Annotated in this window: 14 protein-coding genes and 1 riboswitch; of the genes, 6 read left to right on the forward strand and 8 right to left on the reverse strand. The window is 73.6% G+C overall.

Annotated elements, in window-relative coordinates; genetic code table 11:
- The first annotated feature begins 78 nt into the window (after positions 1–78).
- The 4 genes from ACSBPG_RS01230 to ACSBPG_RS01245 are packed head-to-tail and all read left to right on the forward strand — an operon-like array spanning position 79 to position 5,513.
- A complete protein-coding gene (locus ACSBPG_RS01230; RefSeq protein ID WP_435535267.1) occupies positions 79–867 on the forward strand; it encodes an ABC transporter ATP-binding protein in 789 nt (262 codons plus the stop codon).
- Positions 864–1,769, forward strand: coding sequence for an ABC transporter substrate-binding protein (locus tag ACSBPG_RS01235; protein WP_435535268.1), 906 nt, complete (start codon positions 864–866; stop codon positions 1,767–1,769). The genes ACSBPG_RS01230 and ACSBPG_RS01235 overlap by 4 nt, the downstream gene beginning before the upstream one ends.
- Positions 1,762–3,771 (forward strand): Fe(3+)-hydroxamate ABC transporter permease FhuB, encoded by a 2,010-nt coding sequence (gene fhuB, locus ACSBPG_RS01240; protein WP_435535269.1) that lies wholly within the window; start codon positions 1,762–1,764, stop codon positions 3,769–3,771. Before ACSBPG_RS01235 ends, fhuB begins: the two co-directional genes overlap by 8 nt.
- A 50-nt stretch (positions 3,772–3,821) precedes the next feature.
- Complete coding sequence (locus tag ACSBPG_RS01245) at positions 3,822–5,513, forward strand: ABC transporter ATP-binding protein (protein WP_435535270.1); 1,692 nt, start codon at positions 3,822–3,824, stop codon at positions 5,511–5,513.
- Positions 5,514–5,668: 155 nt separating this feature from the next.
- Here the strand turns inward: ACSBPG_RS01245 and ACSBPG_RS01250 are convergent, their stop codons facing one another.
- The 3 genes from ACSBPG_RS01250 to ACSBPG_RS01260 form a co-directional block, all read right to left on the reverse strand.
- On the reverse strand, positions 5,669–6,286 hold the full coding sequence (locus tag ACSBPG_RS01250) for a pyrrolidone-carboxylate peptidase (protein ID WP_435535271.1): 618 nt from the start codon (positions 6,284–6,286) through the stop codon (positions 5,669–5,671).
- Between the two features lie 4 nt (positions 6,287–6,290).
- Entirely contained in the window at positions 6,291–7,295 is a 1,005-nt protein-coding gene (gene trpS, locus ACSBPG_RS01255; RefSeq protein ID WP_435535272.1) for a tryptophan--tRNA ligase, read from the reverse strand.
- A 101-nt stretch (positions 7,296–7,396) separates the two neighbouring features.
- Entirely contained in the window at positions 7,397–8,389 is a 993-nt protein-coding gene (locus ACSBPG_RS01260) for a helix-turn-helix transcriptional regulator (RefSeq protein ID WP_435535273.1), read from the reverse strand.
- Between the two features lie 312 nt (positions 8,390–8,701).
- Here ACSBPG_RS01260 and ACSBPG_RS01265 point away from each other — a divergent pair, with 312 nt between their 5' ends.
- Positions 8,702–12,244 (forward strand): beta strand repeat-containing protein, encoded by a 3,543-nt coding sequence (locus ACSBPG_RS01265; protein WP_435535274.1) that lies wholly within the window; start codon positions 8,702–8,704, stop codon positions 12,242–12,244.
- A 39-nt stretch (positions 12,245–12,283) separates the two neighbouring features.
- On the opposite strand, the gene murJ is transcribed toward ACSBPG_RS01265, so the two are convergent.
- The 3 genes from murJ to ACSBPG_RS01280 form a co-directional block, all read right to left on the reverse strand.
- Positions 12,284–13,834: a murein biosynthesis integral membrane protein MurJ gene (gene murJ / locus ACSBPG_RS01270; protein ID WP_435535275.1), complete on the reverse strand. Its 1,551-nt coding sequence runs from the start codon at positions 13,832–13,834 to the stop codon at positions 12,284–12,286.
- A 45-nt stretch (positions 13,835–13,879) separates the two neighbouring features.
- Complete coding sequence (locus ACSBPG_RS01275; protein WP_435535276.1) at positions 13,880–14,578, reverse strand: hypothetical protein; 699 nt, start codon at positions 14,576–14,578, stop codon at positions 13,880–13,882.
- 141 nt (positions 14,579–14,719) lie between these two features.
- The gene (locus ACSBPG_RS01280) at positions 14,720–17,599 is read right to left on the reverse strand and encodes a [protein-PII] uridylyltransferase (protein ID WP_435535277.1); all 2,880 of its coding nucleotides are present in this window, start codon (positions 17,597–17,599) and stop codon (positions 14,720–14,722) included.
- Between the two features lie 204 nt (positions 17,600–17,803).
- On the opposite strand from ACSBPG_RS01280, the gene ACSBPG_RS01285 reads away from it, so the two are divergent.
- Complete coding sequence (locus ACSBPG_RS01285; protein WP_435535278.1) at positions 17,804–18,724, forward strand: GGDEF domain-containing response regulator; 921 nt, start codon at positions 17,804–17,806, stop codon at positions 18,722–18,724.
- Here ACSBPG_RS01285 and ACSBPG_RS01290 read toward each other — a convergent pair.
- Positions 18,717–19,265 (reverse strand): phasin family protein, encoded by a 549-nt coding sequence (locus ACSBPG_RS01290; RefSeq protein ID WP_435535279.1) that lies wholly within the window; start codon positions 19,263–19,265, stop codon positions 18,717–18,719. The two genes, ACSBPG_RS01285 and ACSBPG_RS01290, sit on opposite strands and share 8 nt — an antisense overlap.
- Positions 19,266–19,392: 127 nt before the next feature.
- Positions 19,393–20,625 (reverse strand): O-succinylhomoserine sulfhydrylase, encoded by a 1,233-nt coding sequence (gene metZ, locus ACSBPG_RS01295; RefSeq protein WP_435535280.1) that lies wholly within the window; start codon positions 20,623–20,625, stop codon positions 19,393–19,395.
- 42 nt (positions 20,626–20,667) lie between these two features.
- Positions 20,668–20,747, reverse strand: a riboswitch (SAM riboswitch).
- Between the last annotated feature and the right edge of the window lie 21 nt (positions 20,748–20,768).

A 20,768-nucleotide genomic window follows, 5' to 3' on the forward strand; every position in this document is an offset into this window, starting at 1 on the left:
CCCCGCTCCGCGGGGGAGGGTCAGGGTGGGGGCCGAACGCCGGGCCGCTCCGTCTCACCGGCAGCAAGAGGAACACCGATGGACCGCGAAGAACCGGCACTCTACCAGCTCGACGACGTGGAGGTCGCGGCGGGCGGGCGACGCATCCTGCACGGCCTCTCCCTGACCCTGCCGGCGGGCCGGATCTTCGGGCTGGTCGGCGCCAACGGCTCGGGCAAGAGCACCCTGGTGCGCGTGCTGGCCCGCCAGCAGCGGCCGAGCGGCGGCCGCGTCCTCTTCATGGGCGACGCCATCGCCGCCGCCAGCGACCGCAGCTTCGCCCGCAACGTCGCCTACATGCCCCAGTTCACCCCGCCGGCCGAGGGCCTGACGGTGCGCGAGCTGGTGGCGCTCGGCCGCTTCCCCTGGCACGGCGCGCTCGGCCGCTTCGGCGCCGAGGACGCCGCCAAGGTGGCCCGGGCGATGCGCGAGACCGACCTCGACCGCCTCGCCGACCGGCTGGTCGACAGCCTGTCGGGGGGCGAGCGCCAGCGCGTGTGGCTCGCCATGATGCTGGCCCAGGACACCCGCTGCCTGCTGCTGGACGAGCCGACCTCGGCCCTCGACATCGCCCACCAGGTGGAGATGCTCGACCTCGTGCGGGCGCTGAGCCGGTCCCGCGGCATCGGCGCCGTCGTCGTGCTGCACGACATCAACATGGCGGCCCGCCTGTGCGACGAGATCCTGGCGCTGCGCGACGGCCGCCTGGTGGCGCGCGGCACGCCCGCCGCCATCATGAACCCGGACGTGCTGGCCGGCATCTACGGCATCGCCATGGGCACGCTGCCGCACCCGCGCACCGGCGCCCCCATCGGCTACATCCAGTGACCGCGGGTCCCGTCCGCCTGAGCCGCCGCCATGCGCTGGCGCTGATGGCCGCCGCCGCGCTGCCGGTGCCGGCCCGCGCCGCCGCCGCCGCCACCGCCACCGCCCGGGTCGCGGCGATCGACTGGGCGGCCCTGGAAACCCTGCTGATGCTCGGCATGGCGCCGGTCGCGGCGACCGAACTCCGGCAGTTCCGCCGCATCGCCATCGAACCGGAGCTGCCCGGGGGCGTGGCCGACCTCGGCCTGCGCGGCGCGCCGAACTACGAGATGCTGCGGATCGCGGCACCCGACCTGATCCTCAGCTCCAACTACTACGAGGCCCAGCGGGCCAACCTGGAACGCATCGCGCCGGTCCTGTCGCTGCCGGTCTACCTGCCCGGCGAGCCGCCCTACCCCCGCGCCGTCGCCGCGGCGCTGGAGCTGGGGCGCCGTCTCGGGCGCGAGAACCTTGCCGCCGCCGCGGTCGCGGCGGCCGAGGCGGAGATCGCCGGTCACGCCGGCACCCTGCGCCCCCTCGCCGGCCGGCCGGCCTACGTCGTCAATTTCGGCGACCCCCGGCATGTCCGCGCCTTCGGCGCCGACAGCCTGTTCGGCGACGTCCTGACGCGGCTCGGGCTGCACAACGCCTGGTCGGCGGACACCCGCTACGCCGCCATGGCGCCCGTGGGCTTCGAGGTGCTCGCCCGCGTGCCGGAGGCGGTCGTCGCCATCGTCGAACCGACGCCGCCGGAGGTCCGCTGGGCGCTGGCGGACAGCGCGCTGTGGAACGCGCTGCCGATGGTGCGGGGCGGCCGGGTGGTGACGCTCCCTCCGGTCAATCACTTCGGCGGCCTGCCGGCGGCGCGCCGGTTCGCGCGGCAGTTCACCGCGGCCCTGACCGGCGCGGGGATCGCCGATGGCTGAGATCAGCGAACGCCGGCACCGACGGCCCGTCGTGCCCCGCTGGCTGCCCCTGTGGGGCGGCCTGGCCCTGCTCGCCGCCGCCCTGTCCGCGGTGCCGATCGCCGATCCCCTGCCCGGCTTCACCGATCCGGCCGTGGGCGGACCCGACCTCGAAGCGGTGGCCCTGCACCATCTGGTGTTCCCGCGCATCGCCATGGCCCTGGTCGCCGGGGCGGCGCTCGGCCTGTCCGGGCTCCTGCTCCAGCGCGTCCTGCGCAATCCGCTGGCGGAGCCGTCGACCCTGGGCATCGCCGCGGGGTCGCAGTTCGCCATGGTGGCGGCCAGCCTCTACGCGCCCGTCCTGATGGAGCATGCCCGCGAGGGCGTGGCGCTGGCCGGCGGGCTCGCCGCCGCGGCGCTGATCCTCGGCCTGACGTGGCGGCGCGGGCTGGAGCCGGTCTCGGTGGTGCTCGCCGGCATGATGACCGCCCTGACGGCCACCGCCGCCAGCGCCTCCTTCATCCTCGCCAACGGCGAATACCTCTTCTCGATCTTCGTGTGGGGCGGAGGCTCGCTGGTCCAGCAGAGCTGGGGGCCGACCGTCACCATCGCCGTCCGCCTGCTGATCGGCGTCGCCGCCGCCGTCCTGCTGGCCCGCCCGCTCGCCGTGCTGGGGCTCGACGACGCCAGCGCCCGCAGCGTCGGGCTGGCCCTCCACACCACCCGATTCCTCATCATCGCCGTGGCCGTCTGGCTGGCGGCCTCGGTGACCGCCGAAGTGGGGGTGATCGGCTTCGTCGGGCTGGCGGCGCCGGCGCTCGCCCATCTCAGCGGCGCGCGGTCGCAGACCGAGCGGCTCGTCGCCACCCCGCTGATCGGCGCGCTTCTGCTCTGGCTGACCGACGGCGCGGTCCAGCTGCTGGCAAGCGTCGGCGGCGAGCGCGTGCCGGCCGGCGCGGCGACCGCCCTGCTCGGCGGGCCGCTGCTGCTGTGGCTGCTGCCGCGCCTGCGCATGGTCGAGTGGCCGTCGCTCAACGCCCGCCCCGCGTCGGCGCGCCGCAGCGGACGGCCGCGGGCGGCGCTCGCCGTCCTCGCCGGCCTCCTGCTGGCCGCCGCCGCCGTCGGGCTGGTGGTCGGCCGCACGCCGGACGGCTGGCACGTGGCGGGCGGCGACCTCCTTCTCGACCTCATGCCGTGGCGCGCGCCGCGCCTGGCGGTGGCGCTCGCCGCCGGGGCCATGCTGGCGGCCTCCGGCTGCCTTCTCCAGCGCATCACCGGCAACCCGCTGGCCAGCCCGGAGATCCTCGGCGTCGCCACGGGCGCCGGCGTCGGGCTGGTGATCGCCCTGTTCGCCCTGCCGGACGCGGGCACCGCGGTGCGCTCGGCCGCCGCCGCCGCGGCCGCCGTCGCCGTGCTGGTCGCCATCCTGGGGCTCGCCGCCCGCGGCGGCTTCGGGCCGGAACGCCTGCTGCTCGGCGGCATCGCCATGGGCGCCCTGTGCAGCGCCGTCCTGACCGCCGTCATCGCCACCGGCAGCCGGGAGGCGTTCGAGCTCCTGCGCTGGATCAGCGGCACGACCAACGAGGCGACGCCGGCGGAGGCGTGGTTCGCCCTGGCGGCGGCGGCCTGCCTGCTCGCCCCGCTGCCCTTCGCGGCGCGCTGGCTGGACATCCTGCCGCTCGGCGGCGCCGCGGCGCGCAACCTCGGCCTGCCGGTCGCCCGCAGCCGCATGCTCCTGGTGGTGCTGGCCGGCGTGCTCGCCGCCACCGCCTCACTGTTCGTCGGCCCCTTGAGCTTCGTCGGCCTGATCGCCCCCCATCTGGCGCGCCTCATCGGCCTCGCCCGGCCGCTCGCCCAGGGCACCGGCGCGGTGCTGATCGGCGGCGCGCTGATGATGCTGTCGGACTGGCTTGCCCGCACCGTGGCGTTCCCGTACCAGTTGCCGCTCGGCCTGTTCGTCGCGCTGCTGGGCGGGCCCTACCTGATCTGGCTGCTCGGCCGGGGTGTCCCCCGCCCGGGCTGAGCGGTTCCCGCCGCCCGCACCTTTCGACCCGCATCCTTGGATTGGACCCGATGCTTCGCCGTTTCTTCGCCTACTACCAGCCCTACAAGGCCCTGTTCGCCCTCGACATCGTCTGCGCGGTGCTGTCGGGCGTCCTGGAGCTGGGCTTTCCCATGGCGGTGCGGTCGTTCGTCGACCAGCTCCTGCCGACCCAGGACTGGGGGCTGATCGTCGCCGCCTCGATCGGGCTGCTGGTGATCTATCTCGCCAACGGCGGGCTGATGGCGGTGGTCGTCTACTGGGGCCACAAGCTCGGCATCAACATCGAGACCGAGATGCGCCGGCGCAGCTTCGACCACCTGCAGAAGCTGTCCTTCAGCTTCTACGACAACAACAAGACCGGCCACCTCATCGCCCGGGTGACCAAGGACCTGGAGGAGATCGGCGAGGTCGCCCACCACGGTCCGGAGGACCTGCTGATCGCGGTGATGACCTTCATCGGCGCCTTCGTGCTGATGGTGATGGTCCACCCGCCGCTGGCCCTGATCACGGCGGTGATCGTCCCGATCGTCGCCTGGGTGACCAGCCGCTACGGCGGCCGCATGACCCGCAACTGGCAGGCCCTCTACTCCCGGGTCGGCGCCTTCAACGTCCGCATCGAGGAGAACGTCGGCGGCATGCGGGTGGTCCAGGCCTTCACCAACGAGGACCACGAGCGCACCCTGTTCGCCCACGACAACGAGCGCTACCGCCGCACCAAGCTCGACGCCTACCGCATCATGGCGATGTCGACGACGCTCAGCTACATGAGCATGCGGCTGATCCTGATCGTCGTCATGCTGGCCGGCGCCCACTTCGTGCTGACCGGCGGGCTCAGCCAGGGCGGCTTCTTCGCCTTCCTGCTGCTCGTCAACGTGTTCTTCCGGCCGATCGAGAAGATCAACGCGGTGATCGAGACCTACCCCAGGGGCATCGCCGGCTTCCGCCGCTACCTCGACCTCCTGGAGACGCAGCCGGACATCGCCGACCGCCCCGGCGCCGTGCCGGCGCCGCCGCTCACAGGCAACATCCGCTTCGAGGGCGTGACCTTCGGCTACGGCGGGACCCGGCCGGTGCTCAACGGCATCGACCTGGAGATCGAGGCGGGCAGGACCGTGGCTCTGGTCGGTCCGTCGGGGGCGGGCAAGACGACCATCTGTTCCCTGCTGCCGCGCTTCTACGAGGTCGAGGGCGGGCGCATCACCATCGACGGCATCGACATCCGCGACATCACCTTGGCGTCGCTGCGCCGCCAGATCGGCGTGGTCCAGCAGGACGTCTTCCTGTTCGGCGGCACCATCCGCGAGAACATCGCCTATGGCCGGCTCGGCGCCGGCGACGCCGAGATCATGGAGGCGGCCCGGCGCGCGCGCCTCGACGGGCTGATCGCCTCGCTGCCCGACGGGCTCGACACCGTCGTCGGCGAGCGCGGCATCAAGCTGTCGGGCGGCCAGAAGCAGCGGGTGACGATCGCCCGCATGTTCCTGAAGAACCCGCCGATCCTGATCCTCGACGAGGCGACGTCGGCGCTGGACACCCAGACCGAGCGCGAGATCCAGCAGTCGCTCACCGAGCTGTCGCGCGGGCGCACCACGCTGGTGATCGCCCACCGCCTGGCGACGATCCGCAACGCCGACAAGATCATCGTCATCGACGGCAGCGCCGGCATCCGCCAGCGCACCTACGACGAGATCGCCGACGCCGACGACGCCCGCAGCGCGTGAGGGCGGCGGGCCGGAGGTTTTGGCGCACCTCCGCCCCCACCCCGACCCTCCCCCGCTTCGCAGGGGAGGGTGCCTTTTCTTGCCCTCCCCTGCGAAGCGGGGGAGGGAGGGGACCCGCGGCGTTGCCGCGGGGAGGGTGGGGGCAATGTCGCCCCTCAGGGCGCCTCGCCCAGCCCGCGGCGCAGCGCGTCCACCAGGGTGCGCACCGCCCGCTCCAGCCGGTCGAACGCCAGGCCGCTGCGCCCGCTGTGGCCGGCCACCTGCTCCGGCAGGGGCGGCACGTGGATGAACGCCGTCGGCAGATCGAGGCCGCCGGCCTCGACCATGTGGCGGGCGCGGAAATAGAGATGGTTGCAGACGTAGCCGCCGGCATGGTCGCTGATCGCCACGGGCACGCCGGCCTGCGCCAGGACGCGCACCAGGAGCGGCACCGGCATGCCGCAGCCGTAGGCGGTGGGGGCGCCGGCGACGATCTCCGCCCCCGCGCGCACGACGCCGGCGTTGTCGGCCTTGTCGCTCTCGTCGCGGTTCCAGGCCAGCCGCTCGACCAGCACCGAATCCGTGCGGAACGACAGCCCGAAGGACAGCACCGCCACCGGGGCGTGGCGCTCGACCAGCCCGGCCAGGACGGTGCCGCAGGTGTCGTACTCCACCGGCAGCACGGCGGTGATCACCCCCTCCATGCCGGCCAGCCGCTCCATCAGCAGGGCCGTCGGGTTGACGGCGTGCTCGTCGAACGGCTGGAACCCGGTCAGCAGGAGCGGGCCGGCCATGGCGTCAGGTTCCCGGCCGCAGCAGGCCGATGATGTCCTTGATCTCGGCGAGGTGCGTCTCGGCCATGGCGGCGGCGCGCTCGCCGCCGGCCCGCAGCAGCCGGTCGATCTCCGCCTTGTCGCCCATCAGCTCGTTCATGCGCCGGGTGATGGGGGCGAGCTTGGCCACCGAGACGTCGACCAGCGCGCCCTTGAAGGCCGAGAACTGGGCGCCGGCGAAGCGGCCCAGCGTGTCGGCCCGCGACTCGCCGGCCAGGGCGGCGTAGATGGTGACGAGGTTGTCGGCCTCGGGGCGCTTCTCCAGCTCCTCGACGCTGTCGGGCAGCGGCTCGGGGTCGGTCTTCGCCTTGCGGATCTTGAGCGCGATGGTGTCGGCGTCGTCGGTCATGTTGATGCGCGAGTACTCGGACTCGTCCGACTTGCTCATCTTCTTGGTGCCGTCGCGCAGCGACATCACCCGGGTCGCCTCGCCGAGGATCTGCGGCTCGGGCAGCGGGAAGCACTCGACCCCGTAGTGGCGGTTGAAGGCGCCGGCGATGTCGCGGGCCAGCTCCAGGTGCTGCTTCTGGTCCTCGCCCACCGGCACGTGGGTGGCCTTGTAGAGCAGGATGTCGGCGGCCATCAGCACGGGGTAGGCGTAGAGGCCGAGGTTGGCCATGTCGCGCTGCTTGCCGGCCTTCTCCTTGAACTGGGTCATCCGGTTCAGCCAGCCGATCGGCGTGTGGCAGGACAGGATCCACGACAGCTCGGAGTGCTGCGGCACGAAGGACTGGTGGAACAGGACGTTGCGCTGCGGGTCGATGCCGGCGGCGATGTAGGCGGCGGCGACCTCGCGGATGTTGTTGCGCAGGACGTCCGGCGCCTGGGTCTGGGTCAGCGCGTGCAGGTCGACGACGCAGAAGATGCACTCGTACTGGTCCTGCAGGGCGACCCAGTTGCGCAGCGCGCCGAGGTAGTTGCCGAGGTGGAGCTGGCGGGTCGGCTGCATGCCGGAGAAGATGCGGTTCAAGGCACTGTCCTCGCGCGTCTGTCGCGAAATCCGGGAAGGCGGCTGTTATCGCGCCGCAGCGCCGGCCGGTCAAGCCGCGGACATCGGGCCTTGCGGGAAGGTTACCGCCCGGCGAGTGCGCCCTTGCGGCGCACCGGCGGCGGGAGCGCCTCGTTGTAGCCGCGCGGCGGCACGCCGAAACGGGCGGTGAACGCGTTGATGAAGTTGGTGACGTGGTTGTAGCCGACGCGGTGGGCGATCTCCTTCAGCACCACGTCCTCGGTGGTGATGGCGCGCCGGGCGTGTTCCAGGCGCTCGTTGCGCAGCAGTTCGAACGCCGTGGTGCCGAACACCGCGCGGAATCCGGCGTTGAGGCGGCGCTCGGTCATGCCCACGGCGGCGGCCAGCGCGCCCAGGCTCGGCGGGTTGCGCATGTCGGCGACCAGGCGGTCCCGCGCCTCCTCGACCATCGCGCGCTCGCGGGCCGAGACGGCCTCGGGCCGCCGTCTCGGCGCCTCGGCCACGGCCGCGGCCTGAAGCGCCAGGAGCTGGAGCGCGACCCCCTCCATGAAGAGGATGCGCAGCGGCCCGTTCAGGCCCGGGGCGAACAGGTCCTCCGCCAGCCGGCGCAGGCGCGGCGACGCCGGGGTGGGAACGACGGGCGTGTGCGCCGGGTCGGGGGCGAACAACGGCTCCAGCGGCCTCGGCACCACGCCGTCGAGCAAGCCGACGGCGCGGTCGAGGTCGAAGGCGTAGCCCGTCAGCCGCAGGCTCTGGCCGCCGCGCATGGTGACCACCGACGAGGTCTCCAGCGGGCGGAAGAGCATCGCCTGCTCCGGCGCGATCCGCAGCTCCGTGCTGTCGGTGAAGCGGTGGTCCAGGACCCCCGACACGCTGATCTGGCCGGTCAGCCAGAGCGTGGAGGCGCCGTTGCGCGGCTCCACCACCATGTCGCGCAGCACCTCCGCGGCGACCAGGAAGACCCGCAGACCGTCGGCGATCTCGATCCGCTCGACGCTGCCCTGCCAGTTCTCGTCCGCGACCGGGGTGCGTTCCTCGATCCACAGCGACGTGCGGCCCGTCGCCGCGTGCAGCAACCATTCGATGTCGGGCACGGCGCGGCGTCTATGGCGAGGGAACCAGGGGGCGGCACGGGTGATGGAGCTGTCGGTTGCGCATAGCTTCCGGTCCGTTGCTCATACACCGCCAACGTTGATGCAATCCGATGGCGTGGACAAGGATTTGTGGACGATCCATCGACTTTTTCGGACGCATTGCGTGGAATTTCCGGACAGCGCAGAGCGGGTCGCCGCGTCTGACGCCACCATCGGCCCACAGCCGATCACCGCACCGCCACCCCCTCGACCCTCACCCTTGACCCCCGCCGCCCGGACGGACGGTCGGGCACGCCGCCGGGGACACACGCCATGACGATCGACGTCAGCTCGGAAAGCGCGCTGCGCGCCGCGATCTTCGCCGCCAACGACGGGGGCGGGGCCGACACCGACATCCGGATCACGGCGAACATCACCCTGTCACAGCCGCTGCCGATGATCACCCGCGACATGACCATCACCGGCGCCAGCCCGGCCACGACGGTGAGCGGCGGCGGCAACCACCGGGCGTTCTTCGTGCAGGCCGGCACGGTGACCATCAGCAGCCTGACCGTCGTGGACACCAGGGCGGAGGGCGGGGCCGGTGGAGACGGTCGCCAAGGCGGCGGGGGCGGCGGTGGACTGGGTGCGGGCGGCGCGGTGTTCGTCAACGCCGGCGCCGCGGTGACATTGAGCGGCGTCTCGGTCGGCGACGCCGCGGCGGTCGGTGGTGCCGGCGGGAGCAGGGACGGAACGTCGGGCGGCGGCGGCGGCGGCGGCGGCGGTCTCGGCGGCGCCGGCGCGACCTCAGGGGCCAACGCGGTCGGCGGCGGCGGCGGCGGCGGCTACGCCGGAAACGGCGGGGCCGGCGGCGATTACAACGGTGGTGGCGGCGGCGGCGGCGAATTCGGCAACGGCGGAGTCGGCGGGAGTGGCGGCGGCGGCGGCGGCGGGCGCCTGGGCGCCGGTGGCGCCAGCGACAGCGGCAGCGCACCCCGCGGCGGCGGCGGCGGCGGCGGCGCTGCGCTGGGCGATGGAGGAGCCACAGGCACCACGTCCGCCGGCGGCGCCGCCACTGGCGGAGGAGGGGCCGGCGGCGCGCCGGGCGGTGGCGCCGGCGCCGACGGCACCGCGGGCGGCGGCGGGGGCGGCGGCGGCGGCAACACCGCGAGCGGCATCGGCGGAGCCGGTGGCACATCGGGCGGGGGCGGCGGCGGCGGCTGGCAGGGCGGCGGCGGCGCGGGTGGGATCGGCGGCGGGGGCGGCGGCGGCAGCGCCGCCGCAACCGGTGGAGCGGGCGGCGATTTCGGCGGCGGCGGCGGCGGCGGCAACAACGCTGTCGGCGCTGACGGCGGTTTTGGCGGCGGCGGCGGCGGCGGCGGTTTCAACGGGCTTCTCGGCGGCACGGGAGGATTCGGTGGCGGGGGCGGGGGCTCCGGCGCGGGAAACACCACCGCCGGAGCTGCCGGCAGCTTCGGCGGGGCCGGGGGCATCTGGGGCGGCGGCGGCGGCGGCGGCGGCGCGCTGGGCGGTGCGGTGTTCGTGCGCGACGGCGGCAGCCTGACCATCACCGACAGCGTCTTCGCCGGCACCTATTCGGTCACCGGCGGTGCCGGCGGATCGGCCACCGGAGCAGGCTCGACCGCCGGCGCCGCCGGCCAGGCTCGCGGCTCGGTGATGTTCCTCGACGGCACGGCGACGACCACCGCCGAGGTCACCACCGGCTCGCGGACGATCGCCGGCACCGGCGCCATCGCCGGCAGCGGCGGCCTGACCAAGTCGGGCGTGGGCACCCTGGCGATCACCGGCGCCAACGCCGACTATTCGGGCACGACCACGCTCGGCGCCGGCACGCTCGCCATCGGCAACGCCGACGCGCTCGGTACCGGCGGCATCGCACTGAATGGCGGCACGCTGCGCACCGACGCCACGTCGCTCGCCATCGACAACGCCATCACCCTCGGCGCCAGCGGCGGCACGGTCGACACCAACGCCAACGACGCCACGCTGTCGAACGTCATCAGCGGCAACGACATGGCCAAGGCGGGAGCCGGCACGCTGACGCTGTCCGGCGCCAACACCTACACCGGGACCACCACGGTGAGCGCCGGCACGCTCGCGGTGGCCGGCGACGGCAACCTGGGCGCCGGTGCGGTCACCCTGGACGGCGGCACGCTGGCCGTCACCGGCGGCGGCACCATCGACAACGCGGTCAGCCTCGGCGCCGGCAACGGCACCGTGTCGGCGAGCGGCGCCGACGTGACCCTGTCCGGCCTGATCTCCGGCACCGGCGGCCTCACCAAGACCGGCGCCAACGCCCTCACCCTGGACGGCACCAACACCTACTCCGGAGCGACGACGGTGAGCGCCGGCACCCTGTCGGTCGCCGGCGACGGCAACCTCGGCGCCGGTGCGGTCACCCTGGACGGCGGCACGCTCGCGGTCACCGGCGGCGGCACCATCGACAACGCGGTCAGCCTCGGCGCCGGCAACGGCACCGTGTCGGCGAGCGGCGCCGACGTGACCCTGTCCGGCCTGATCTCCGGCACCGGCGGCCTCACCAAGACCGGCGCCAACGCCCTCACCCTGGACGGCACCAACACCTACTCCGGAGCGACGACGGTGAGCGCCGGCACGCTCTCGGTCACCGGGGCGCTGGACGGCACCGGCGCGGTCAATGTCGCCGCGGGCGCGACCCTGGCCGGCTCCGGCAGCATCGCCGGCGCGGTCGCCGTCGCCTCCGGCGGGTCCCTCGCCCCCGGCAACAGCCCGGGCACGCTCGCCACCGGAAGCCTGACGCTGGCGGCCGGCGCGACCCTCGCCATGGAGATCAACGGCACCGCCGCCGGCACGCTGCACGACCGGATCGCCGTCACCGGCACCGTCGGCCTGTCCGGTGCCACGCTGACCACCACCTTCGGCTACACCTCGGCCACCGGCGACAGCTTCGTGCTGATCGCCAACGACGGCGCCGACGCCGTAACCGGAACCTTCACCGGCCTCGCCGAGGGCGGCACCGTCACGAGCGGCGGCCGCACCTACCGGATCAGCTACGCCGCGGGAACCGACGGAAACGACGTGGTGCTGACGGACGTCACGCCGGCCCCTCCGTCGGGCGGCGATGGCGGCGGGAGCGGCGGCCCATCGCCCCTGTCCGGCACCACCGGGCCGGATCGGCTGATCGGGACGTCCGGCGCCGACACGATCGACGGCGGCAGCGGAGACGACACCCTGTCGGGAGGGGCCGGCGGCGACAGCCTGCTCGGCGGCAGCGGCGGCGACGCCCTGTACGGCAACCAGGGCAGCGACGTCCTGCACGGGCAGGAGGATCCGGACACCCTGTTCGGCGGCCAGGACGACGACCTCCTCTACGGCGACCAGAGCGACGACCTGCTCTACGGCAACCTGGGCGCCGACACGCTCTATGGCGGGCAAAGCGGCGACGCGCTGTTCGGCAACCAGGGCACCGACATCCTGTTCGGCGGCCAGGGGGATGACGTCCTGTTCGGCGGCCAGGGCGACGACCGGCTCGACGGCAACCTGGGCGCCGACACCCTGGCGGGCGGCCTGGGCGCGGATCTGTTCATCGTCCGCGCGCCCGGCGAGGGCGGCGACACGATCCTCGACTTCCAGGCAGGGGTGGACCGGATCGCGGTGGTCAGCCCCAACTTCGGCACTCTCGCCACCGGCAGCCTGGCTGCGGCCAACTTCGCCCTCGGCAACCCCGCCGACGCCACCCCGGCCTTCGTCTTCGACACGCAGACCGGGGCGCTGTCGTTCGACGCCGACGGAACGGGGGCGGGAGCCGCCGTCACCATCGCCACGCTCCAGGTCCGCAGCCTGTCCGCCTCGGACATCCTCGTCCTGGCGGGGTGACGAACGGACCGGCGGCCACCCGCTGCCCACCCGCCGCCGTCACCGCCGGCGCCGCAGCAGCGCCTTCACCTCACCCAGATGCGCCGCGCCCAGCGCATGCGCCAGTCCGCCGTAGAGGGCGCCGCCCAGCCCCAGCAGCAGGGCCAGGGCGGCCAGCCGCACCGCGCCGGAGCCGGCGTAGAGCCAGGGCGCGAGCAGCGCCGAACCGCCGGCGAGGGCCAGCCCCATGAGCAGGGCGGCGAGGACGATGCGCGGGGCGCGCCGGCGGGCGCGGTCGTCGATCTCCAGCAGGCCGCGGGCGCGCAGCGCGCGCACCAGCAGCGCCACGTTGAGCCAGGCCGTCAGGCCGGTCGCCAGCGCGATCCCCACCTGGGCCAGCCCCTGGAGCAGCAGGAAGGCCAGCAGCCCGTTGGCGACCGTCACCGCCACCGCCACCCGCACCGGCGTGGCGGTGTCCTGGCGGGCGAAGAAGGCCGCGCTCAGCACCTTGGTGACGACGTAGGCCGGGATGCCGACGGCGTAGGCGGCGAGCGTCCACGCCGTGGCCGACGCCTCGGCCGGGCCGAAGGCGCCGCGCTCGAACAGCACGGCGACCATCGGGCGGCCGGCGGTGACCAGGGCGACCGCGGCCGGCAGGCCGAGCAGCAGGCTGAACTCCAGCGCCCGGCTGAAGTCGTGGCGCATGGCGTCGCGGTCGCCGGCGGCGGCGTGGCGCGCCAGCAGCGGCAGCAGCGCCGTGCCGATGGCGATGCCGATGATGCCGAGCGGCAGCTGGTTGAGGCGGTCGGCGTAGTAGAGGTACGAGACCGCGCCCGAGGGCAGCAGCGAGGCCAGGATGACGTCGACGAACAGGTTGATCTGCATGACGCCGGCGCCGACCGCGCCGGGCCCGACCAGGCGGAACAGGCGGCGGATGGCGGGCGACAGGCGGGGCCGCGGCAGGCGCACGACGACGCCGGCGGCGCGGCAGGCCCAGGCCATCCACACGAGCTGCACCACCCCCGACACCGTCACGCCCACCGCCATGGCGGCGCCGCGGTCGGCGCCCAGCGCGGGCGCCAGCAGCAGCGCCGCGATCAGCGTCAGGTTGAAGGCGATGGGGGCCGCCGCGAACGGCCCGAACCGGCCGAGCGCGTTGAGCACGCCGCCCAGCAGCGCCACCAGCGAGACCAGCATCAGGTAGGGAAAGGTCAGGCGGGCGTAGCCGACGGCCAGCGCGAACTTGGCCGGCTCGTCGGCGAAACCGGGGGCCAGCCCCACCATCAGGTGCGGCATCGCCGCCACCGCCAGCACGGTGAAGGGCACCAGCACGCACAGCAGCACCGCCATCGCCTCGCCGGCGAAGGCCACCGCCGCCGCCCGCCCCTCCTTCTGCAGCCGCTCGGAGAAGAGCGGGACGAAGGCGACGGAGAAGGCCCCCTCGGCGAACAGCCGGCGGAAGAAGTTGGGCAGCTTCAGGGCGACGAAGAAGGCGTCGGCCACCGGCCCGGCCCCCAGCAGGGCGGCGGTCAGCACGTCGCGAAGGAAGCCGGCGACCCGGCTCAGCATGGTGAGGCCGCCGACGGTGGCGACGGATCGCGCGAAGCTCATGGGGCCGGGGGTATAGCCCGGCCCCACAGGAATGGAAAGCGACGGTTATTGGCTGGCGCCGCCGCCCTGCCCGTCCTCGCCGACCACGGCGTTGTCGTCGCCGCTGTACTCGAAGGTGGGCAGGCCGCGGATCTGCTCGGCGTCGCCGGCGGCCAGCAGCTCCCGCTCGCCCGGACGGACGCGGACGCGCTCCAGCGGCACCCGCACCATGCGGTCGTTCTCGGCCAGGGAGACGACCAGGGCCTCGGGGGTCTCGTCGTCGCCGCGCAGCACGTCGCTGACCTCGCCGATGGCCTCGCCCGAGGCGGAGCGCAGCGGCGTGCCGATGGCGCCGCGCGCCTCCCCGGCGAACGCGGCGGGATCGAGCGGCTGGCCGGCGGCCGCCGCCGTGCCGGAGCCACCGCTGCCGGACGGCGCGCCGCTCGACCCCGAGGTCGCCGCGGCCTGGCCCTCCGGCGGCTCGACGACGACCACGTCGGCGCCGTCTTCCGGCGGAATGACGGTCACGTCGGCTTCAGGGGCCGCCTCAGGGGCTGATTCGGGAGCCGCGTCGGCGACCGTGGCCTGGTCGTTCTCGGCGGCGGGCGACGCCGGCTCGACGGCGGCCGTGTCCTCCTCGACGACGGCCGGGGCCTCCGAGACGTCCGTTTCGTCGCCGCAGGCGGCCAGCAGCCCCAGCGCGACCGTGCCCATCAGGGCGGCGCGCAGCAGCGGAAGCGTGCGTCGGTGTTGGATGGCGTTCATCGGATTCCTCGCGGTCTGTCAGGATCGATCGGCCGCCCCGCAGGCCGTCGCCGATCCCCCGCCCCAACCGCGTCCGGCCCGTCGGGTTCCCTCCCCTCTCCCGTCCGGTCCCTCACCCGTCCGGACGGGTGACCCGTCCGGTCAGTCGGCCGCCTTGGCGGCGCGGCGGCTGGCGGCGACCTTGGCGCGCACGCTGCGGCTGCCGCGGTGGAGCGGCGGCGCCTCGCCGGCCGGATCGGCGAGCGCGTGCAGCAGCCGCTCGCGCACCTGCGCCAGCTTCGCCTCGTGGCTCACCTTCAGCCCGAACACGTCCTTGACGTAGAAGACGTCGATCGCCTTCTCGCCGTAGGTGGCGATCTTCGCCGAGGAGATCTGCAGGGACAGGTTGGACAGCGCCCGCGTCAGGTCGTAGAGCAGCCCCGGCCGGTCGCGCCCGTTCACCTCGATCACCGTGTGGGTGGTGGAGGCGTTGTTGTCGATCAGCACGCGCGGCGGCACGTGGAACACCCGGGTGCGGCTCGGCTGGCTGGTGCGCCGCTCGCCCAGCTCGCGCAGCGGCTTGAGCTGGCCGCCCAGGACCTTCTCGATGGTGACCGCCAGCCGCGCCAGCTTGTCGCCGCCCTCGAAGGCGCCGCCCCCGGAGGCGTCCTGCACGGAGAAGACGTCGAGCGCCATGCCGTTGGTCATGGTGAAGATCTTGGCGTCGACGATGTCGGCGCCGCAGGCGGCGAGCGCCCCGGCGAGGCGCGAGAACAGGCCGTGGTGGTCGGTGGTGTAGATCGTCACCTCGGTCACGGCGCGGCCGCGGTCCACCCGCGTCTCCACCGTCAGCGGCCGCCGGTCGCGCTCGGCGGCGCGCATCAGGCGGGCGTGGTGGGCCAGGGTCTCGCGGTCGAAGGTCAGCCAGTAGGCGGGATAGCCGAGGCCGACGTGGTGGTCGAACTCCTCGGCCGTGAAGTCGGCCACTTCCTCGCGCAGCGCCGCCTGGACGGTGGCGATGCGCCGGCTGCGCCCCTCGGCCGAGAAGCCGCCGGACATCAGCTCCTCGGCACGGTTGTAGAGCTCCCGGAGCAGCGTGGCCTTCCAGTTGTTCCAGCGCCCCGGCCCGACGGCGCGCACGTCGCAGGCGGTGAGCACCAGCAGCAGCCGCAGCCGCTCCGGCGACTGCACCAGCGACGCGAAGTCGCGCACCGTCTTGTCGTCCTCGAGGTCGCGCTTGAAGGCGGTGAAGGACATGGCGAGGTGCCAGCGCACCAGCCACGCCACCGTCTCCGTCTCCTCGGCCGAGAGCCCCAGGCGCGGGCACAGCTTCTCCGCCACCCGGGCGCCGAGGACGGAATGGTCGCCGCCGCGGCCCTTGGCGATGTCGTGCAGCAGCATCGCCACGTAGAGGGCGCGGCGCGACACCACCTTGTGGATGATCTCGCTGCTCAGCGGCAGCTCGCCCGTCAGTTCGCCCGCCTCGATGCGGTGCAGGATGCCGATGGCGAACAGCGTGTGCTCGTCGACCGTGTAGACGTGGTACATGTCGTACTGCATCTGCGCGACGACGCGGCCGAAATCGGGGATGAAGCGGCCCAGCACGCCGGCCTCGTTCATCCGCCGCAGCGCCAGCTCCGGGTCCTTGCGGCCGGTCAGCATCTCCAGGAACAGCCGGTTGGCCTCCGGGTCGTTGCGCACCTTCGGGCCGATCGCCGTCAGCGAACGGGTGATGGCGCGCAGCGCGTTGGGATGGATGTCGATGTCGTGGCGCTGCGCCACGTGGAACAGCCGGATCATGTCGATCGGCTGTTCCTTGAACTGCTTGTCGTGGCGCACGTTGAGACGCTCGCCGTCGACGACGAAGCCCTCGACGTCGCGCCGGCGCGCCACCGCCGCCAGGCGCAGCAGGTTGAAGCGCGGCGGCCGCTTCGACTCCGCCTCCAGGGCGGCGCAGAAGATGCGGGTGAGGTCGCCGACGTCCTTGGCCACCAGGAAGTAGTGCTTCATGAAGCGCTCCACCCCCTTGGTGCCGGCGTGTTCGGTGTAGCCCATGCGGGCGCCGATCTGCGTCTGGACGTCGAAGGTCAGGCGGTCCTCCATGCGGCCGGTCAGGTAGTGCAGGTGGCAGCGCGCCGTCCACAGGAAGTTCTGCGCCTTGGCGAAGCGCTGCGCCTCCTCGGGCAGCAGCACGCCCTTCTCCACCAGCTCCTCCACCCCTTCCACCCGGTACAGGTACTTGGCGATCCAGAACAGGGTCTGCAGGTCGCGCAGGCCCCCCTTGCCGTCCTTCAGGTTGGGTTCCAGCACGTAGCGGCTGTCGCCCAGCTTCTGGTGGCGGGCGTCGCGCTCGGCCAGCTTGGCCTCGACGAACTGCGGGCCGGTGCCGGCCACCACCTCCTTGTCGAAGCGCTTCTTCAGCTCGTGGAACAGCTTGCGCTGGCCCCACAGGAAGCGCGCCTCGAGCACGGCGGTGCGGATGGTGATGTCGGCCTTGGCCTGGCGGATGCACTCGTCGACGCTGCGCACGGCGTGGCCGACCTTGATGCCGAGGTCCCACAGCACGTAGAGCATGTACTCCACCACCTGCTCGACCCGCGCCGTGCGCTTGTAGGGCAGCAGGAACAGCAGGTCGATGTCGGAGAACGGCGCCAGTTCGCCGCGGCCGTAGCCGCCGGTGGCGGCGATGTCGAACTGCTCGCCGGTGGTCGGGTTGGCGCTGGGGAACATGTGGGTGACGGCGAAGTCGGCCAGCGTGCGCACCACCCGGTCGGCGAGGTAGCAGTTCTGCCGCACGCAGTCCTCGCCCGAGCCGCCCGCCTCGAAGCGCGTCCGCACCTCGGCGCGGCCGGCGTTGAGCGCCTCGCGCAGGCAGGCGATGACGTGCGGGCGCAGCCGCTCGCCGGTGCCGTGCTCCGCCACCAGCGCGTCGAGCTGCCCGATCAGCTTGCGCCGCGAGATGATGGCGCGGCGGTTGGGGATCTCCGGAACCGGGGCGGCGACCGGGGCGGTGGAGAGGGCGGGGACGCGGGGAGACAGCATCGGGCGGGCCTGCGCAGCAACGTTCGGACGAGGGAGATGGTCCACCGCGACCATAAACCCAATGGCCGGTGGGTGCACGGGACTCTCGCGCGCGGTCGCGCCGCAACAAGTTGCCGTGCGGCAGCGCCCGAGCCTGGAAACGGCTCGGCGGCCTTGCTAGGATGCCGCGCATTTTTTGGTCGGACGGCCGACACAAGGTGTCGTATGCGCATTCTCGTGGTCGACGACTCGCCGTTCAGCCGCAAGGCCCTGTGCGCCCAGCTGGCCAAGCTCGGACACGAGGTCACCGGCATGGCCCAGGGCAGCGAGGCGCTGGAGCGCTGCCAGGAGGAGCGCTTCGACGTCGTCCTCGTCGATTTCCGGGCCGGCGACATGGAGGGCCAGGAGGTGTGCTGGCATCTGCGCTGCGGCCAGAGCGGCACCCACCACGTCTATCTCATGCTGATGGTGCCCGGCAGCATCACCGGCCAGTTCACCGACATCATCGAGAACGGCGCCGACGAGCTGCTGCGCAAGCCGGTCGACGAGGCGTGGCTCGACGCGCGCCTGCTCGCCGCCTCGCGCGTCGTGCGGATGCAGCGCGAGCTGGAGCGGCTCGCCATCACCGACGGCCTGACCGGCGCGCTGAACCGCCGCCATTTCCTGGAGCGCGGCCTGGAGGAGGTGCAGCGGGCCCGCCGCCACGGCCGCGACCTGGCGCTGCTGATGCTCGACATCGACCATTTCAAGGCGATCAACGACACCCACGGGCACGCCGCCGGCGACGACGCCATCCGCACCTGCGTGCGGACCTGCCGCGCCATGATCCGCCAGACCGACGTGCTGGGCCGGCTCGGCGGCGAGGAGTTCGCCATCCTGCTGCCCGAGACCGACCGGCCGGGCGCCACTCTGGTGGCCAACCGGGTGCGGGGCGCCATGGCGATCACCGGCGTCGTCCTGCCGGCGGGGCGCACCATCCAGTTCACCGTCAGCGTCGGCGTCGCCTTCCTCGGCGCCGCCGACCGCACGGTGGAATCGATGCTGGCGCGCGCCGACGCCGCGCTCTACCGCGCCAAGCACGGCGGCCGGAACCGGGTGGAGATCGAGACGGCGGACGCCGCCGCGACGCAGCCGGCCGCTAGCTGACGGCGGGGAAGGCGCCCCACCAGCCGCTGTGCCGCCGCTCCAGGCGGCGGGCGTTGGCGCTGGCCCGGCGGTGCATCGGCGCCAGCGCGGCCCCGCCCAGCGCCGCCGCCGCCTCCGCGAAGCGCAGGCCGGCGGCCATGCCGGAGGCGATGCTCTCCTCCATCCAGCGCCGCTGCACGTCCAGCAGGTCGAAGGGCGTGCGGCAGGCGCCGACGCCGCCGACCGCCAGGGCCGCGGCCTGCGCCGGCCCGGTCAGCAGGGCCATCCAGGCGTCCTGCAGGTCGGCGATGCCGGCGGCCAGCGCCGTCGCCGACTCCGCCGCCGCCTCCACCTTCTCGGCGCCCATGCGCACGAACTCCGGATCGACCAGCGCCTGCGGGTCCTGCATCGCCCCGGCCAGCATGGCGGTGCGGTAGCCGATCGTCCGCGCCGCCGCGACGCCGAGCTCGCCCTGCAGCGTCGCCGTGCGCATCAGGTCGTCCATCATCGCCGCAAGCCGCGCCGCGGCCCGATCCCGACCGCCGTTCCCGGATCCCGCCATGCCGTGTTCTCCTGCCGTGCCCGCGGTCAACGGGCGCGCCGCCGCGGCGTTCCCGGCGGCGGCCTGCCCCCGCCCGGACGGGCGGGGAATAGACCAGACGGCAGGGGAATGCAACAACCGTGGTACCTCACACGGCCGCGAGCGCCCGCTCCAGGTCGTCGAGGATGTCCTGGGGATCCTCCAGCCCGACCGACAGGCGGATCAGGCCGGGCCGGATGCCGGCCTTCGCCTTGTCCTCGTCGCTGAGGCGGGCGTGGGTGCTGGTGGCGGGGTGGGTGATCAGCGACTTGGAATCGCCCAGGTTGTTGGAGATCAGCACCATCCGCAGCGCGTTCATCAGGCGGAACGCCTCGGCCTTGCCGCCCGCCACCTCGAACGTCACCATGGTGCCGCCGCCGGCCATCTGCCGGCGCGCGAGGTCGTGCTGCGGATGGCTCTCCAGCAGGGGGTAGACGGTGCGGGCGATCTTCGGGTGGGTGGCGAGGAACCCGGCGACGGCGGCGGCGGCCTCGGTCTGGGCGCGCACCCGCAGCTCCAGCGTCTCCAGGCCCTTCAGCAGCACCCAGGCGTTGAACGGGCTGATGGTGGGCCCGGTGTTGCGCACGAAGGGGTGGATGACCTCGGCGCCGTACTTGGCGTCGGCCGCCAGGATCATGCCGCCGAGGCAGCGGCCCTGGCCGTCGATGTGCTTGGTGGCGGAATAGACGACGACGTCGGCGCCGAAGCTCAGCGGGCGCTGCAGCACCGGCGTGGCGAAGGCGTTGTCCGCCACCACCGTGGCCCCGGCGGCGTGGGCGAGATCGCACACCGCCTGCAGGTCGACGAGCTCGAGGGTCGGGTTGGCGGGGGTCTCCAGGAACACCATGGCCGTCGGTTCGGCGAGGGCGGCGCGCCACTGCTCGAGGTCCGGCCCGTCGACCAGCACCGGCCGGATGCCGTAGCGCGGGGCGATCGTCTTGATGACGTGCAGACAGGACCCGAACATGCCCCACGGCGCGACGATGCGGTCGCCGGCCTTGAGGTGGCACATCAGGGCGGCGAACACGGCGGCCATGCCGGTGGTGGTGGCGTAGGCCCAGGCCGCCCCCTCGTAGGCCGCCAGCCGGTCCTCGAACATGGCCGCCGTCGGGTTGCGGAAGCGCGAGTAGACGTGGCGCAGCCCGTCGGTCTGGAACGCGGCCTCGGCCTCCTCGGCGGCGCCGTAGACGAAGCCGGAGGTGAGGAACAGCGCCTCGGAGGTCTCGTCGAAGGCGGAGCGCTGGATGCCGCCGTGCACGAGCTGCGAGCGGGGCCGCAGGCCGCCGACCTCGGGATTGCGGTGGGCGGGCTTGCGCTGGGCGGGGGTCTCGGGGGTGCTCATGGGCTCGGGTCTCCTGGCGCCGCTGTGACCGGTGGTCTAGGCGCGGGGACGGCCCGGACCTCTTTAGCGGTTTGTTTAGCGTGGTCCGCAAGCCGGTCGGTCAAATCACCACGTGCCCGGCGTTTTAGGACGCCGCGCGCCGG

It is taken from the genome of Azospirillum sp. ST 5-10, assembly GCF_051225715.1.
In the GTDB taxonomy this organism is placed as follows: Bacteria; Pseudomonadota; Alphaproteobacteria; order Azospirillales; family Azospirillaceae; genus Azospirillum.

What these genes read in the sequence shown, in the direction of transcription:
- metZ (WP_435535280.1), bottom strand. Translation starts at nt 20,625, where the DNA reads ATGAGCACCCCCGAGACCCCCGCCCAGCGCAAGCCCGCCCACCGCAAT.
- ACSBPG_RS01290 (WP_435535279.1), bottom strand. Translation starts at nt 19,265, where the DNA reads ATGGCGGGATCCGGGAACGGCGGTCGGGATCGGGCCGCGGCGCGGCTT.
- ACSBPG_RS01245 (WP_435535270.1), top strand. Translation starts at nt 3,822, where the DNA reads ATGCTTCGCCGTTTCTTCGCCTACTACCAGCCCTACAAGGCCCTGTTC.
- ACSBPG_RS01250 (WP_435535271.1), bottom strand. Translation starts at nt 6,286, where the DNA reads ATGGCCGGCCCGCTCCTGCTGACCGGGTTCCAGCCGTTCGACGAGCAC.
- ACSBPG_RS01280 (WP_435535277.1), bottom strand. Translation starts at nt 17,599, where the DNA reads ATGCTGTCTCCCCGCGTCCCCGCCCTCTCCACCGCCCCGGTCGCCGCC.
- murJ (WP_435535275.1), bottom strand. Translation starts at nt 13,834, where the DNA reads ATGAGCTTCGCGCGATCCGTCGCCACCGTCGGCGGCCTCACCATGCTG.
- ACSBPG_RS01265 (WP_435535274.1), top strand. Translation starts at nt 8,702, where the DNA reads ATGACGATCGACGTCAGCTCGGAAAGCGCGCTGCGCGCCGCGATCTTC.
- ACSBPG_RS01285 (WP_435535278.1), top strand. Translation starts at nt 17,804, where the DNA reads ATGCGCATTCTCGTGGTCGACGACTCGCCGTTCAGCCGCAAGGCCCTG.
- ACSBPG_RS01275 (WP_435535276.1), bottom strand. Translation starts at nt 14,578, where the DNA reads ATGAACGCCATCCAACACCGACGCACGCTTCCGCTGCTGCGCGCCGCC.
- ACSBPG_RS01230 (WP_435535267.1), top strand. Translation starts at nt 79, where the DNA reads ATGGACCGCGAAGAACCGGCACTCTACCAGCTCGACGACGTGGAGGTC.
- fhuB (WP_435535269.1), top strand. Translation starts at nt 1,762, where the DNA reads ATGGCTGAGATCAGCGAACGCCGGCACCGACGGCCCGTCGTGCCCCGC.